The sequence below is a fragment of the Agrobacterium tumefaciens genome (genome assembly GCF_017726655.1).
GTDB classification, from domain to species: Bacteria; Pseudomonadota; Alphaproteobacteria; order Rhizobiales; family Rhizobiaceae; genus Agrobacterium; species Agrobacterium tumefaciens_B.
The window spans coordinates 162,908-175,375 of the sequence record NZ_CP072308.1 but is presented as its reverse complement, the minus strand read 5'-3'; the positions used below and the strand labels follow the sequence as shown (position 1 = coordinate 175,375).

Here is a 12,468-nt window from a genome sequence, read left to right as displayed (position 1 = left end):
GAGGTCTGCCTTCTTGTTTGTTAGTACTGGTCTTCGTAACGCTTGGCGAGATCTTCGATGTTCTCAGGCGGCCATGCCGGCACTTCCATGCCGAGGTGCAGACCCATGGAAGCGAGAACTTCCTTGATTTCGTTCAACGACTTGCGACCAAAGTTCGGCGTGCGGAGCATTTCGGCTTCGGTCTTCTGGATCAGGTCACCGATGTAAACGATGTTGTCGTTCTTCAGGCAGTTTGCCGAACGAACGGACAGCTCGAGCTCGTCGACCTTCTTGAGAAGCGCCGGGTTGAACGCGAGTTCCGTAACCGATTCTTCTTCTGCTTCCTTCTGCGGCTCGTCGAAGTTGACGAAGACGCCCAGCTGGTCCTGAAGAATGCGAGCGGCGAAGGCAACGGCGTCTTCGCCGGAAACCGAACCGTTGGTCTCGATCGTCATGATCAGCTTGTCATAGTCGAGAACCTGACCTTCACGGGTGTTCTCCACCTTGTAGGACACTTTCTTGACCGGAGAATAGAGGCTGTCCACCGGAATGAGGCCGATCGGGGCATCTTCCGCGCGGTTGCGCTCAGCCGGTACGTAACCCTTGCCGTTGTTGACGGTGAATTCCATGCGGATTTCAGCGCCGTCGTCGAGCGTGCAGATCACGTGGTCGGGGTTCAGGATTTCGATGTCGCCTACCGTCTGGATGTCACCAGCGGTTACGGCACCCGGGCCCTGCTTGCGTACGACCATGCGCTTGGAATCGTCGCCGTCCATCTTGATGGCGATTTCCTTGATGTTGAGCACGATATCCGTCACATCTTCCCGAACGCCGGGGATGGAGGAGAATTCGTGCAGGACACCGTCGATCTGCACGGCCGTAACAGCGGCGCCGCGCAGGGAAGACAACAGAACGCGACGCAGCGCGTTGCCGAGGGTAAGACCGAAACCACGCTCCAGCGGCTCGGCAACCAGCGTTGCCTTGGTGCGGCTGGACGAGGTGAACTCGACCTTGTTCGGCTTGATAAGTTCCTGCCAGTTCTTCTGAATCATCTTTAAACCTTCCGTTCGCCGCCACCATCCAATCGTGACGGACCGAGCATGAAAACACCGAGAGGAACCGAATTCAGTGGTTCATCGGTGGGTTCTTGAGCGCAAGTCCGCCGATCGAAATCGACGCGCACACGCCAGATACACGAAAATTCCGCCAGACCTGAGGTAAGGCGGAATTTCCGAACCACGGTCGCGTCAGACGCGGCGCTTCTTGCGCGGACGGCAACCGTTGTGCGGGATCGGCGTCACGTCGCGAATGGAAGTGATCATGAAACCGGCAGCCTGCAGAGCGCGAAGTGCCGATTCACGGCCGGAACCCGGACCGCAAACTTCAACTTCAAGCGACTTCATGCCGTGTTCCTGAGCCTTCTTCGCGCAATCTTCAGCAGCGATCTGGGCAGCGAACGGGGTCGACTTACGCGAACCCTTGAAACCCTTGGCACCAGCGGACGACCAGGCGATAGCATTGCCCTGTGCGTCGGTGATGGTGATCATCGTGTTGTTGAAGGTCGAGTTGACGTGCGCGACGCCAGACGTGATATTTTTGCGTTCGCGACGACGGACGCGTGCGGCTTCCTTGGCCATTTTATACCTTTCATTGATCTCTTCACCGCCGTAACACCAGCGGCTACACCGGCAATCAGCCCGTGACCGAGCTTTTCGCCAAACTCAGAAAGGCTGGCGCGGACTGCACCAGCCTCCCCTTTCCGGAGAACCGGAAAATTACTTCTTCTTACCAGCGATAGCCTTCGCCGGACCCTTGCGGGTGCGGGCGTTGGTGTGCGTGCGCTGACCGCGGACCGGAAGGCCACGACGGTGACGCAGGCCGCGGTAGCAACCGAGGTCCATCAGACGCTTGATGTTCATCGACGTCTCACGACGCAGGTCACCTTCGACCTGATAGTCGCGGTCGATGGCTTCGCGGATCTGAAGGACTTCAGCATCCGTCAGCTGATGAACGCGCTTGTCAGCCGGAAGACCGACCTTGTCCATGATTTCCTGCGCGAATTTCGGACCAATCCCGTGAATGTAGGTCAGCGCAATAACAACGCGCTTCGCAGTCGGGATGTTGACGCCAGCGATACGTGCCACGTCTTTTCTCCTTGGTTCCAGTTGCCATCCGGCAAGTGGTGATTCCATTTGAGCGGCCGAATGACCGCCAGTTCAAATTGGTGTCCGTGACAAGTCAAAACGACCGTACCCGGATCTCCCTTCCCTAAGGGAAATCCGCGCCAGTCGCTTGGGATGTCGCGAGTTGGCGCGGTGTTTAACGGAATCAGCGCAAAAAAGCAACCGGCTCCGCCAAGATTCTTTTGCGATCCAAAGGATCAGCCGCCTTTCGGAAAAGGAATATGGGCAAGAACGCGACAGTCCTCACCCATTCATTCCTTCGATCAGGCAGAGGCCTTCTCGAGAACGCGCTCGATAGCCTCGGTGACGGCATCGACATCTGCCATGCCATCCAGCGTCACCAGTTCGCCCTGTTCGCTGTAATAAGCGGACAGCGGCGCAGTCTTTTCGCGATATTCCGTCAGACGCTTGCGGAAAGCCTCCGGATTGTCATCCGAACGGACAGTGCCGCCAGCAGCAATGGTCTCGGCGACGCGGTTTTCGATTCGGCGAATCAAAGCCTCTTCGTCCACTTTCAGCTCAATCACAGCGTCGAGAACGAGGTTCTTCTTGCGCATGTTGTCGGCAAGCGCCTTCGCCTGCGGAACGGTGCGCGGATAACCGTCGAGAATGAAACCCTTGGCACAGTCAGGAGCTTCGATACGTTCGGAGACGATCTGATTGACGATATCGTCGGATACCAGCCCGCCGGCGTCCATGACGGCCTTGGCGCGCTTGCCGATTTCGGTGCCCGCGCTGACCGCAGCGCGCAGCATGTCACCGGTTGAAAGCTGGGGGATCCCGTATTTGTCAGTCAGCCGCTTGGCCTGGGTTCCCTTGCCCGCACCCGGCGGACCCAAAAATATCAGTCTCATCGTCCCCTCTTTCCTCCACGCAACTTCGACTTCTTGATCAGACCTTCATACTGCTGGGCGATCAGGTGACCCTGAATCTGCGCAACCGTATCCAGAGTTACACTGACGACGATCAAAAGCGAAGTACCACCAAGGGCTAATGGGATGCCCGTGCGTGCGATAAGTGTCTCAGGAAGGATACAGACGAAGACCAGATAAATCGCACCGACCACTGTGATGCGGGTCAGAACGTAATCGATGTACTCCGCGGTGCGCTCGCCCGGACGAATGCCCGGAATGAAGCCGCCATGCTTCTTGAGATTGTCAGCCGTATCCTTCGGATTGAACACGATCGCCGTGTAGAAGAAGGCGAAGAACGCAATCAGCAAGCCATAGAGCGCCATGAACAGCGGCTGGCCATGCTGCAGCGACGCGATGATCGAGGTTGCCCAGGTCGGCAGGTTGGTGTTACCGGCAAAGCCAGCAGCGGTTGCCGGCAGAAGCAGCAGCGACGATGCGAAGATCGCGGGAATGACGCCGGCGGTATTGAGCTTCAGCGGCAGGTGCGAGGTATCGCCCTGGAACATCCGGTTCCCGACCTGTCGCTTCGGATATTGGATCAGCAGACGGCGCTGCGCACGCTCCACGAACACGATGAGAGCAATGACACCGATTGCAACCACGACGACCGTCAGGATGAGCGGGGTCGAAAGCGCACCGGTGCGGCCGAGTTCCAACGTGCCGGCAAGAGCCTTCGGCAGACCTGCGGCAATGCCCGCAAAGATGATCAGCGAAATACCGTTGCCGATACCGCGCGAGGTGATCTGCTCGCCAAGCCACATCAGGAACATCGTGCCGCCGAGCAGCGTGATGACGGTGGAAATGCGGAAGAACCAGCCTGGATCGACCACGAGGCCATTGCCGCTTTCAAGGCCGACCGCAATGCCATAGGCCTGCAACGTGCCGAGCAGCACCGTGCCGTAGCGGGTGTACTGGTTGATGATCTTGCGACCGGCCTCGCCTTCCTTCTTCAACGCTTCGAGCGAGGGCACGACCGAGGTCATGAGCTGCACGATGATCGAAGCGGAGATGTAAGGCATGATGCCGAGGGCGAAAATCGCCATGCGCTCGACAGCGCCACCCGCAAACATATTGAAAAGACCGAGAATACCGTTGGCCTGGCCACGGAAGGCCTGCGCATAGGCTTCAGGGTTCAGGCCCGGAAGCGGAATATGGGTGCCGAGACGGTAGACGAGAAGTGCGGCAAGAGTAAACCAGAGACGCTTTTTCAGATCCTCCGCCTTAGCGAAGGTCGAAAAATTCAGGTTCGAAGCCAGTTGTTCCGCTGCTGAAGCCATAAATTTCTCCGAATGACCCTTGCCAGCCAGCAATACCGGCCAATGCGGAAAGGTCTAAAAGATACTGGTCAAAACCGGGCTTCGGACGAATGCAGCTCTTGGCCGCCATCATGCCTCACCCTGTTTTTTATGTCCTATCCCCTCCCCTACGGAAGTTCAAGAACTGTGAGGCTCTCCCTGCGGCACTTTCTGCCGCAAGCGGGGCAAAGAAAGCACACCGCGAAGAGATTGCCCTGATGCTCTATAAATCGATTTAGATCGAAAGCAACAGTGGCCAGGGAGCGCAAACGCCCGGCGCGACATGCGGACCGGGCGTCTGAAGTTCATATATTACTCGGCGGCTTCCGCTGCAACAGCGAGAAGTTTGATCGAGCCGCCAGCCTTTTCGATCTTTTCGAGCGCGGGCTTGGAAGCGCCGGCAACTTCGAAAGAGACCTTGGACTTCAGCTCGCCGTCGGCGAGAATGCGCACGCCGTCCTTGGCGCGACGGATAACGCCGGCAGCCTTGAGAGCAGCAGCATCGATCGTTGCGGAAGCGTCAAGCTTCTTGGAGTCGATGGCAGTCTGAATGCGACCGAGCGACACGACAACATATTCGGAAGCGAAGATGTTGTTGAAGCCGCGCTTCGGCAGACGACGGTAGATTGGCATCTGACCGCCTTCGAAGCCGTTGATAGCGACGCCCGAACGAGCCTTCTGACCCTTGACGCCGCGACCACCGGTCTTGCCCTTGCCGGAACCGATACCGCGACCTACGCGGATACGATCCTTGGAGGCGCCTTCGTTATCTCTGATTTCATTGAGTTTCATGATAGGTTACTCCGTCTCACTTCTCGTCAACGACGCGAACGAGATGCTGGACCGCACGGATCATGCCACGAACCGCAGGAGTATCTTCCAGGGTGCGCTGACGATGCATCTTGTTGAGACCCAGACCGACCAGCGTCTGACGCTGGATTGCCGGGCGGCGAATAGGGCTGCCGATCTGTTCGACCGTAACAGTCTTCTTGGCTTCAGTAGTCTTCTTGGCCATGATCCAGCTCCTTATTCTTCAGAAGCGTTGCCGGAAGCGGCACGGCGAGCCTGAAGGGTCGCATACTTCAGACCGCGCTGTGCAGCGATGTCCTTCGGATGAACCTGATGCTTCAGAGCGTCGAACGTGGCGCGAACCATGTTGTACGGGTTCGACGAACCGGTCGACTTCGCAACAACGTCATGAACGCCGAGCGTTTCGAAAACGGCGCGCATCGGACCACCGGCGATGATACCGGTACCGGCCTTGGCCGAACGCAGCAGAACCTTGCCTGCGCCGTGACGGCCATTGACGTCGTGGTGCAGCGTGCGGCCATCGCGCAGCGGAACGAAGATCAGATCGCGCTTTGCGCTTTCAGTTGCCTTGCGGATCGCTTCCGGAACTTCACGAGCCTTGCCGTGACCGAAACCAACGCGGCCCTTCTGGTCGCCAACGACGACGAGAGCGGCAAAGCCGAAACGACGGCCACCCTTGACAACCTTCGCAACGCGGTTGATCGCGACCAGCTTGTCGACGAATTCGCTATCGCGCTCTTCACGATTCTGGCGATCGTCGCGAGAACCTCTTTTTTCCTGTGCCATTGTCCTTGTCCTTTTTCTTTTACGGGTGGAACGGCAAACGAAAAGACCAGCGGCCTCACTGAAGAGATCCGCGTGGTCCGGTGAAATTCCGCCCGGATCATTGTCCGGGCGGAAAAAGATCAGAAGTTCAGGCCGCCTTCGCGGGCAGCGTCTGCCAGGGCCTTGATGCGGCCGTGATAGATGAACGCGCCACGGTCGAATACGACATCCTTGACGCCAGCCTTGACGCCGCGCTCGGCAACCAGCTTGCCGACAACCGTTGCTGCTGCAACGTCGGCGCCAGTCTTGAGCGAGCCGCGCAGATCGGCTTCGAGCGTGGAGGCAGACGCAAGCGTCTTGCCAGCAACGTCATCGATGATCTGGGCGTAGATGTTCTTCGACGAGCGATGAACCGACAGGCGCGGGCGGCCGTTGGCAACCGCCTTGATCTGGCGGCGCACACGGCTCGCGCGACGTGCAAGTGCTTCTTTCCTGCTAGCCATTTCGCGTGATCCTTACTTCTTCTTGCCTTCTTTGCGGACAATACGCTCTTCAGCGTACTTCACGCCCTTACCCTTGTAGGGCTCGGGACCGCGGTATTCGCGGATTTCCGCGGCTACCTGGCCAACCTGCTGCTTGTTGATGCCGGAAACGATGATTTCCGTGGGCTTCGGAACGGCGATGGTGATGCCGACCGGAGGCTCATAAACCACGTCGTGGGAGAAGCCGAGAGCCAGCTGCAGGTTCTTGCCCTGCATGGCGGCACGGTAACCAACGCCGTTGATTTCGAGCTTGCGCTCGTAGCCGTCCTTAACACCCTTGAAGATGTTCTCGATCATCGTGCGGGACATGCCCCACTTCGAACGAGCTTCCTTGCTCTCATTCGCCGGCGTTACGGAAACGCCGTTATCTTCGAGCTTCAGCTGAATGTCGTCGTTAGCGACGAAAAACAGTTCACCCTTCGGGCCCTTCGCAGTGACCTTCTGGCCGTCGACATTGGCCGTCACACCTGCGGGAACCGGAACGGGCTTTTTACCGATACGAGACATTATTCAATCCTGTCTGTTCGTTATGGAGATCCTTGCTCGGGTCTTAGAAGACCGAGCAAAGAACCTCACCACCAACGTTCTGTTCGCGAGCCTGGTGATCGGCCATCACGCCCTTCGGGGTCGAAAGGATGGTGATGCCGAGGCCGTTCGCGACCTGCGGAATGGACTTTACCGAGACATAAACCCGGCGGCCCGGCTTGGAAACGCGGCCGATCTCACGGATCACGGACGCGCCTTCGTAGTACTTCAGCTCGATCGTGAACTCGGACTTGCCGTTTTCGAAATCGACCTTGGAATAACCGCGGATGTAGCCTTCAGCCTGCAGCACGTCGAGAACGCGTGCGCGGAGGCTGGAAGCAGGGGTGCTTACCGAAGACTTGCGGCGAGCAGCACCATTGCGGATGCGGGTGAGCATATCACCCAAAGGATCAGTCATGGTCATGTGCCCGTCTCCTTACCAGCTCGACTTGACAATGCCCGGCACCTTGCCGGAATTGCCCAGCTCACGAAGCGCGATACGCGACATCTTGAGCTTGCGATAGAACGCGCGCGGACGGCCCGTTACTTCGCAGCGGTTGCGGATACGCGTCTTCGAGCCGTCACGCGGCAGCGAAGCGAGCTTCAGAGTGGCCTTGAACCGTTCTTCGATCGGAAGGGACTGGTTCATCACGATCGCCTTGAGTGCAGCGCGCTTGGTGGCCTGCTGGGCGACCGACTTGCGGCGGCGCTTGTTCTTTTCAACTGCGCTTGTTTTCGCCATATCGGAGTTCCTTTTCTACGCTCGTCGTTACGGTTAGTGACGGAACGGGAAGTTGAACTCTGTCAGCAGAGCCCGAGCTTCGTCGTCCGACGTCGCCGTCGTGCAAACGATGATGTCCATGCCCCACATCTGATCAACCTTATCGTAGTTGATCTCAGGGAACACAATGTGTTCCTTGATGCCCATGGCGAAGTTGCCACGGCCGTCAAAGCTCTTCGGGTTCAGGCCCCGGAAGTCGCGAACGCGCGGCAGCGCGATGTTGACCAGACGATCAAGGAATTCGTACATGCGGGCGCCACGAAGAGTAACCTTCGCACCGATCGGCATGCCTTCGCGAACCTTGAAACCAGCGATCGAGTTGCGAGCGCGGGTAACGACCGGCTTCTGACCGGCAATCGCAGCCAGGTCACCGGCAGCAATCGTGGGCTTCTTGGAATCGGCGGTTGCTTCGCCAACGCCCATGTTGATCACGATCTTTTCAAGCTTCGGGATCATCATGACGTTTGCGTAGGAGAACTTCTCCTGCATGGCGCCACGGATACGGGAAACGTATTCCGTCTTGAGACGCGGCTCGTACTTATCAGCCATCGATCACTTCTCCCGAACGCTTGGCCACGCGGACCTTCCTGCCATCCACAACCGAGAAGCCAACGCGAGTCGGCTTGCCATCCTTGTCGACGATGGCGATGTTGGAGATGTGCAAGGATGCTTCCTTGTTGATGATGCCGGCTTCCTGAGCCTGGGTCTGGCGCTGGTGACGCTTCACCATGTTCACGCCACGCACAACGGCACGGTCTTCTTTCGGCATTACCTGGATTACTTCGCCGGTACGGCCCTTGTCCTTACCGGTCAATACGACAACCTTGTCGCCTTTACGAATTTTCTGCATCGCAATCGCTCCTTACAGTACTTCCGGAGCCAGCGAGATGATCTTCATGTGGTTCTTGGCGCGAAGTTCGCGCGGAACCGGTCCGAAGATACGGGTGCCGATGGGCTCTTTCTTGTTGTCGATAAGAACGGCTGCGTTGTTATCGAAACGGATGACGCTGCCGTCAGCGCGACGGATGTCCTTGGCGGTGCGCACGACAACCGCCTTCATCACGTCGCCCTTCTTGACGCGGCCGCGCGGAATAGCTTCCTTGATGGAAACGACAATAATGTCGCCAACAGAAGCATATTTGCGCTTCGAGCCGCCCAGCACCTTGATGCACATGACACGACGTGCGCCGGAATTATCCGCCACGTCGAGGTTTGTTTGCATCTGAATCATGTCAGGTCGCCTTCTTGTTGTTACCAGAACGGTTGGGCAAACTCTCCCGAGCGAGCCCCCTGCCCCAGCTTATGAATATCTCTTTTTTTGCGCGGAAAAATCGTGACAGGGTGGTTTCCCGAAGGACCTTCCGTGCGCATCAAAGCAAAAGACGCCCGGGTCACGAGCGTCCTTGCGCTGCTTCATACAGGAATTCGCGCCAAGTGCAAGACACAAGGCGCGATTCTGATGAAATTAAGCCTGGGCGGAAACAACCGTCCAGCGCTTGTCCTTGGAGATCGGTGCGCATTCCTCGATGGAAACGACATCGCCGACCTTATACTGATTGTTTTCGTCGTGTGCCTTGTACTTCTTCGAACGACGAACGGTCTTCTGAAGCAGCGGGTGAGCGAATCGACGCTCAACGCGAACTACGACAGTCTTCTCGTTCTTGTCGGACACAACGACGCCCTGCAGAATGCGTTTCGGCATATTATTCTTCCTTAGGCCTTGGCTTCTGCCGCCTTCTGGCGGGCAATGGTTTTTACGCGGGCGATATCCTTGCGGACTTCGTTGATGCGCGAGGACTTCTCCAGCTGACCAGTTGCCTTCTGGAAGCGCAGGTTGAACTGCTCCTTCTTCAGATCGGCGAGCTTGTCCTTGAGCTGGTCGGCGCTGAGGCCGCGAACTTCATCGGCTTTCATGTGCCTTGCTCCTTACTCTGCGATGCGCTGTACGAAGCGCGTCTTGACCGAGAGCTTGGCAGCGCCGAGACGAAGCGCCTCACGGGCGATCTCCTCGGACACACCGTCGATCTCGAACATCATACGACCGGGCTTGACCTTGCATGCCCAGTAATCGACCGAACCCTTGCCCTTACCCATACGAACTTCGGTCGGCTTTGCCGTAACCGGAACGTCGGGGAATACGCGGATCCACACGCGACCTGCGCGCTTCATGTAACGCGTGATCGCGCGGCGGGCCGCTTCGATCTCGCGTGCATTCACGCGGTTCGGTTCCTGCGACTTCAAGCCGAATTCACCGAATGCCAGGTCAAAGCCGCCCTTGGCGACGCCCTTGATGCGTCCCTTGAACTGCTTACGGTACTTAGTACGCTTTGGCTGCAACATTTTCTTACTTCTCCGAGCTTATCTTTCGCCAGCGTCAATCAAGCGTTTTCGCGACGACGATCGCCACGATCGCCACGCTCACGGCTTGCAGGGCCCTGTGCGTCGCCTTCGAGACCGCGACGCTCAGAGGCCATCGGATCGTGCTCAAGGATTTCGCCCTTGAAGATCCAGACCTTGATGCCGCAGATGCCGAATGCGGTTTCAGCTTCAGCCGTGCCGTAGTCGATGTCCGCACGCAGCGTGTGCAACGGAACGCGACCTTCGCGGTACCATTCGGTACGAGCGATTTCAGCACCGCCGAGACGGCCGCCGCAGGTGATCTTGATGCCTTCGGCGCCAAGACGCATTGCGGACTGAACAGCACGCTTCATCGCACGGCGGAAAGCCACGCGGCGCTCGAGCTGCTGAGCGATCGACTGGGCAACCAGCGTCGCGTCGATTTCCGGCTTGCGCACTTCAACGATGTTGAGGTGCGTTTCGGAGTTGGTCATCTCGGAGAGCTTCTTGCGAAGCTTCTCGATGTCCGCACCCTTCTTGCCGATGATCAGACCCGGACGAGCCGAGTGGATCGTGACGCGGCACTTCTTGTGCGGACGCTCGATAACGACCTTGGCGATACCGGCCTGCTTGAGTTCCTTGATCAGGTAAGCCCGGATCTTGAGGTCTTCGTGCAGCAGCTTGCCGTATTCTGCGGTGTCAGCGTACCAGCGGCTATCCCAGGTACGGTTGATGCCGAGACGGAAGCCGATCGGATTGATTTTCTGACCCATTATGCGGCCTCCCCTTTTTCCTCAACTTCACGAACAACGATCGTGAGGTGAGCGAACGGCTTTTCAATGCGGGAAGCACGACCACGGCCACGAGCGTGGAAACGCTTCATGGTGATGGACTTGCCAACATAGGCCTCGGCGACGACGAGCGCGTCGACGTCGAGGTCGTGGTTGTTTTCCGCATTGGCAATTGCAGATTCCAGCGTCTTCTTGACGGTGCCTGCAATGCGCTTGCGGGAGAATTCGAGCTCGGCGAGAGCGCGATCAACCTTCTTGCCACGGATAAGAGCGGCAACCAGGTTCAGTTTCTGGGGGCTGACGCGGAGCGTACGGGCAATGGCCTGAGCCTCATTGTCCTTCAGCCGGCGTTCGGTCTTAGCCTTCGCCATGATTACTTCCTCTTTGCCTTCTTGTCCGCGCCGTGACCGTAATAGGTACGGGTCGGAGAGAATTCACCGAACTTGTGGCCGACCATGTCTTCGTTGACCGAGACGGGCACATGCTTGCTGCCGTTGTAGACGCCGAACGTCAGACCAACGAACTGCGGCAGGATCGTGGAACGACGGCTCCAGATCTTGATAACTTCGTTACGTCCGCTCTCGCGCACCTTCTCAGCCTTTGTGAGAAGATAGCCGTCAACAAACGGACCTTTCCATACTGAACGAGCCATGAGTGACTACCTCTCTTACTTCTTACGCTGATGGCGCGAGCGCATGATGAACTTGTCGGTCGACTTGTTCGAACGGGTGCGCTTGCCCTTCGTGGGCTTGCCCCACGGAGTAACCGGGTGGCGACCACCCGACGTGCGACCTTCACCACCACCGTGCGGGTGGTCGACCGGGTTCATGACGACGCCGCGAACGTGCGGACGCTTGCCGCGCCAACGGGAACGACCGGCCTTGCCGTCGTTGATGTTGGCGTGGTCCGAGTTCGAAACAGCACCGATCGATGCGAGGCAGGAGCCGTGCACCAGACGCTGTTCGCCCGAGTTGAGACGCAGGATGGCCATGCCGGCATCACGGCCGACGAGCTGGACATACGTGCCGGCGGACCGAGCGATCTGACCGCCCTTGCCCGGCTTCATCTCGACGTTATGGATGATCGAACCGACAGGAATGTACTGAAGCGGCATGGTGTTGCCGGGCTTCACGTCCACTGCCTTCTCGGAGGCGATCACCTTGTCACCAGCAGCGAGACGCTGTGGCGCGAGAATGTAAGCCTGTTCGCCGTCGGCATACGTAACCAGCGCGATGAACGCGGTGCGGTTGGGGTCGTATTCCAGACGTTCAACGGTGCCTTCAACGTCGAACTTGCGACGCTTGAAGTCAACCAGACGGTAGGTCCGCTTGTGACCGCCACCCTGGAAACGGACGGTGATCCGGCCCTGGTTGTTACGGCCACCCTTGGAGCTGAGGCCCTGGGTGAGAGCCTTTACCGGCTTGCCCTTGTAGAGCGAAGCGCGGTCCACGATAACCAGCTGACGCTGGCTTGGCGTGGTCGGATTGAAACTTTTCAATGCCATTTTCTTGTTCCCTTTTGGGTCTTTGCCCGCTTGGGCCTAACC

At 58.1% G+C, this 12,468-nt stretch carries 23 protein-coding genes; all 23 read right to left on the bottom strand.

Annotation, left to right across the window (positions count from 1 at the left end; translation table 11 throughout):
• Window positions 1–20: 20 nt before the first annotated feature.
• Window positions 21–1,031 (bottom strand): DNA-directed RNA polymerase subunit alpha, encoded by a 1,011-nt coding sequence (locus AT6N2_RS00900; RefSeq protein WP_003495228.1) that lies wholly within the window; start codon window positions 1,029–1,031, stop codon window positions 21–23.
• 195 nt (window positions 1,032–1,226) lie between these two features.
• Entirely contained in the window at window positions 1,227–1,616 is a 390-nt protein-coding gene (gene rpsK / locus AT6N2_RS00895; protein ID WP_003495225.1) for a 30S ribosomal protein S11, read from the bottom strand.
• 138 nt (window positions 1,617–1,754) lie between these two features.
• Window positions 1,755–2,123 (bottom strand): 30S ribosomal protein S13, encoded by a 369-nt coding sequence (gene rpsM / locus AT6N2_RS00890; protein WP_003516122.1) that lies wholly within the window; start codon window positions 2,121–2,123, stop codon window positions 1,755–1,757.
• Between the two features lie 302 nt (window positions 2,124–2,425).
• Window positions 2,426–3,016, bottom strand: a complete 591-nt coding sequence (locus AT6N2_RS00885; protein WP_003507790.1) for an adenylate kinase — start codon at window positions 3,014–3,016, stop codon at window positions 2,426–2,428.
• Window positions 3,013–4,353, bottom strand: coding sequence for a preprotein translocase subunit SecY (gene secY / locus AT6N2_RS00880; protein ID WP_004442582.1), 1,341 nt, complete (start codon window positions 4,351–4,353; stop codon window positions 3,013–3,015). The genes AT6N2_RS00885 and secY overlap by 4 nt, the downstream gene beginning before the upstream one ends.
• Window positions 4,298–4,465 carry a hypothetical protein gene (locus AT6N2_RS00875; protein ID WP_155737506.1) on the bottom strand — a complete coding sequence of 56 codons (168 nt, stop codon included), beginning with the start codon at window positions 4,463–4,465 and terminating at the stop codon, window positions 4,298–4,300. The genes secY and AT6N2_RS00875 overlap by 56 nt, the downstream gene beginning before the upstream one ends.
• A 218-nt stretch (window positions 4,466–4,683) precedes the next feature.
• Entirely contained in the window at window positions 4,684–5,163 is a 480-nt protein-coding gene (gene rplO, locus AT6N2_RS00870; protein WP_209087690.1) for a 50S ribosomal protein L15, read from the bottom strand.
• A gap of 16 nt (window positions 5,164–5,179) precedes the next feature.
• Window positions 5,180–5,386 carry a 50S ribosomal protein L30 gene (gene rpmD / locus AT6N2_RS00865; RefSeq protein WP_003495212.1) on the bottom strand — a complete coding sequence of 69 codons (207 nt, stop codon included), beginning with the start codon at window positions 5,384–5,386 and terminating at the stop codon, window positions 5,180–5,182.
• An 11-nt stretch (window positions 5,387–5,397) separates the two neighbouring features.
• Window positions 5,398–5,967 (bottom strand): 30S ribosomal protein S5, encoded by a 570-nt coding sequence (gene rpsE, locus AT6N2_RS00860; RefSeq protein WP_003495208.1) that lies wholly within the window; start codon window positions 5,965–5,967, stop codon window positions 5,398–5,400.
• 119 nt (window positions 5,968–6,086) lie between these two features.
• Window positions 6,087–6,449: a 50S ribosomal protein L18 gene (gene rplR, locus AT6N2_RS00855; RefSeq protein ID WP_003521008.1), complete on the bottom strand. Its 363-nt coding sequence runs from the start codon at window positions 6,447–6,449 to the stop codon at window positions 6,087–6,089.
• A 12-nt stretch (window positions 6,450–6,461) separates the two neighbouring features.
• On the bottom strand, window positions 6,462–6,995 hold the full coding sequence (gene rplF / locus AT6N2_RS00850; protein WP_063948598.1) for a 50S ribosomal protein L6: 534 nt from the start codon (window positions 6,993–6,995) through the stop codon (window positions 6,462–6,464).
• 43 nt (window positions 6,996–7,038) lie between these two features.
• Window positions 7,039–7,437: a 30S ribosomal protein S8 gene (gene rpsH, locus AT6N2_RS00845; protein ID WP_003521007.1), complete on the bottom strand. Its 399-nt coding sequence runs from the start codon at window positions 7,435–7,437 to the stop codon at window positions 7,039–7,041.
• 12 nt (window positions 7,438–7,449) lie between these two features.
• Window positions 7,450–7,755, bottom strand: a complete 306-nt coding sequence (rpsN, locus tag AT6N2_RS00840; protein ID WP_063948596.1) for a 30S ribosomal protein S14 — start codon at window positions 7,753–7,755, stop codon at window positions 7,450–7,452.
• 33 nt (window positions 7,756–7,788) lie between these two features.
• Window positions 7,789–8,343, bottom strand: coding sequence for a 50S ribosomal protein L5 (gene rplE, locus AT6N2_RS00835; RefSeq protein ID WP_003495201.1), 555 nt, complete (start codon window positions 8,341–8,343; stop codon window positions 7,789–7,791).
• Window positions 8,336–8,644 (bottom strand): 50S ribosomal protein L24, encoded by a 309-nt coding sequence (gene rplX, locus AT6N2_RS00830; protein WP_209087688.1) that lies wholly within the window; start codon window positions 8,642–8,644, stop codon window positions 8,336–8,338. Before rplX ends, rplE begins: the two co-directional genes overlap by 8 nt.
• A gap of 12 nt (window positions 8,645–8,656) precedes the next feature.
• On the bottom strand, window positions 8,657–9,025 hold the full coding sequence (gene rplN / locus AT6N2_RS00825) for a 50S ribosomal protein L14 (RefSeq protein WP_003495199.1): 369 nt from the start codon (window positions 9,023–9,025) through the stop codon (window positions 8,657–8,659).
• Window positions 9,026–9,259: 234 nt separating this feature from the next.
• On the bottom strand, window positions 9,260–9,496 hold the full coding sequence (gene rpsQ / locus AT6N2_RS00820) for a 30S ribosomal protein S17 (RefSeq protein WP_003495195.1): 237 nt from the start codon (window positions 9,494–9,496) through the stop codon (window positions 9,260–9,262).
• A gap of 11 nt (window positions 9,497–9,507) precedes the next feature.
• The gene (rpmC, locus tag AT6N2_RS00815) at window positions 9,508–9,708 is read right to left on the bottom strand and encodes a 50S ribosomal protein L29 (RefSeq protein ID WP_003495193.1); all 201 of its coding nucleotides are present in this window, start codon (window positions 9,706–9,708) and stop codon (window positions 9,508–9,510) included.
• A 12-nt stretch (window positions 9,709–9,720) separates the two neighbouring features.
• A complete protein-coding gene (rplP, locus tag AT6N2_RS00810) occupies window positions 9,721–10,134 on the bottom strand; it encodes a 50S ribosomal protein L16 (RefSeq protein WP_003495190.1) in 414 nt (137 codons plus the stop codon).
• Between the two features lie 38 nt (window positions 10,135–10,172).
• Window positions 10,173–10,904 (bottom strand): 30S ribosomal protein S3, encoded by a 732-nt coding sequence (gene rpsC, locus AT6N2_RS00805; protein WP_004442600.1) that lies wholly within the window; start codon window positions 10,902–10,904, stop codon window positions 10,173–10,175.
• Window positions 10,904–11,293: a 50S ribosomal protein L22 gene (rplV, locus tag AT6N2_RS00800; protein ID WP_006313972.1), complete on the bottom strand. Its 390-nt coding sequence runs from the start codon at window positions 11,291–11,293 to the stop codon at window positions 10,904–10,906. The genes rpsC and rplV overlap by 1 nt, the downstream gene beginning before the upstream one ends.
• A 2-nt stretch (window positions 11,294–11,295) precedes the next feature.
• Window positions 11,296–11,574 (bottom strand): 30S ribosomal protein S19, encoded by a 279-nt coding sequence (gene rpsS / locus AT6N2_RS00795; protein WP_003507772.1) that lies wholly within the window; start codon window positions 11,572–11,574, stop codon window positions 11,296–11,298.
• Window positions 11,575–11,589: 15 nt separating this feature from the next.
• The gene (rplB, locus tag AT6N2_RS00790; protein WP_063948594.1) at window positions 11,590–12,426 is read right to left on the bottom strand and encodes a 50S ribosomal protein L2; all 837 of its coding nucleotides are present in this window, start codon (window positions 12,424–12,426) and stop codon (window positions 11,590–11,592) included.
• Window positions 12,427–12,468 lie beyond the last annotated feature (42 nt).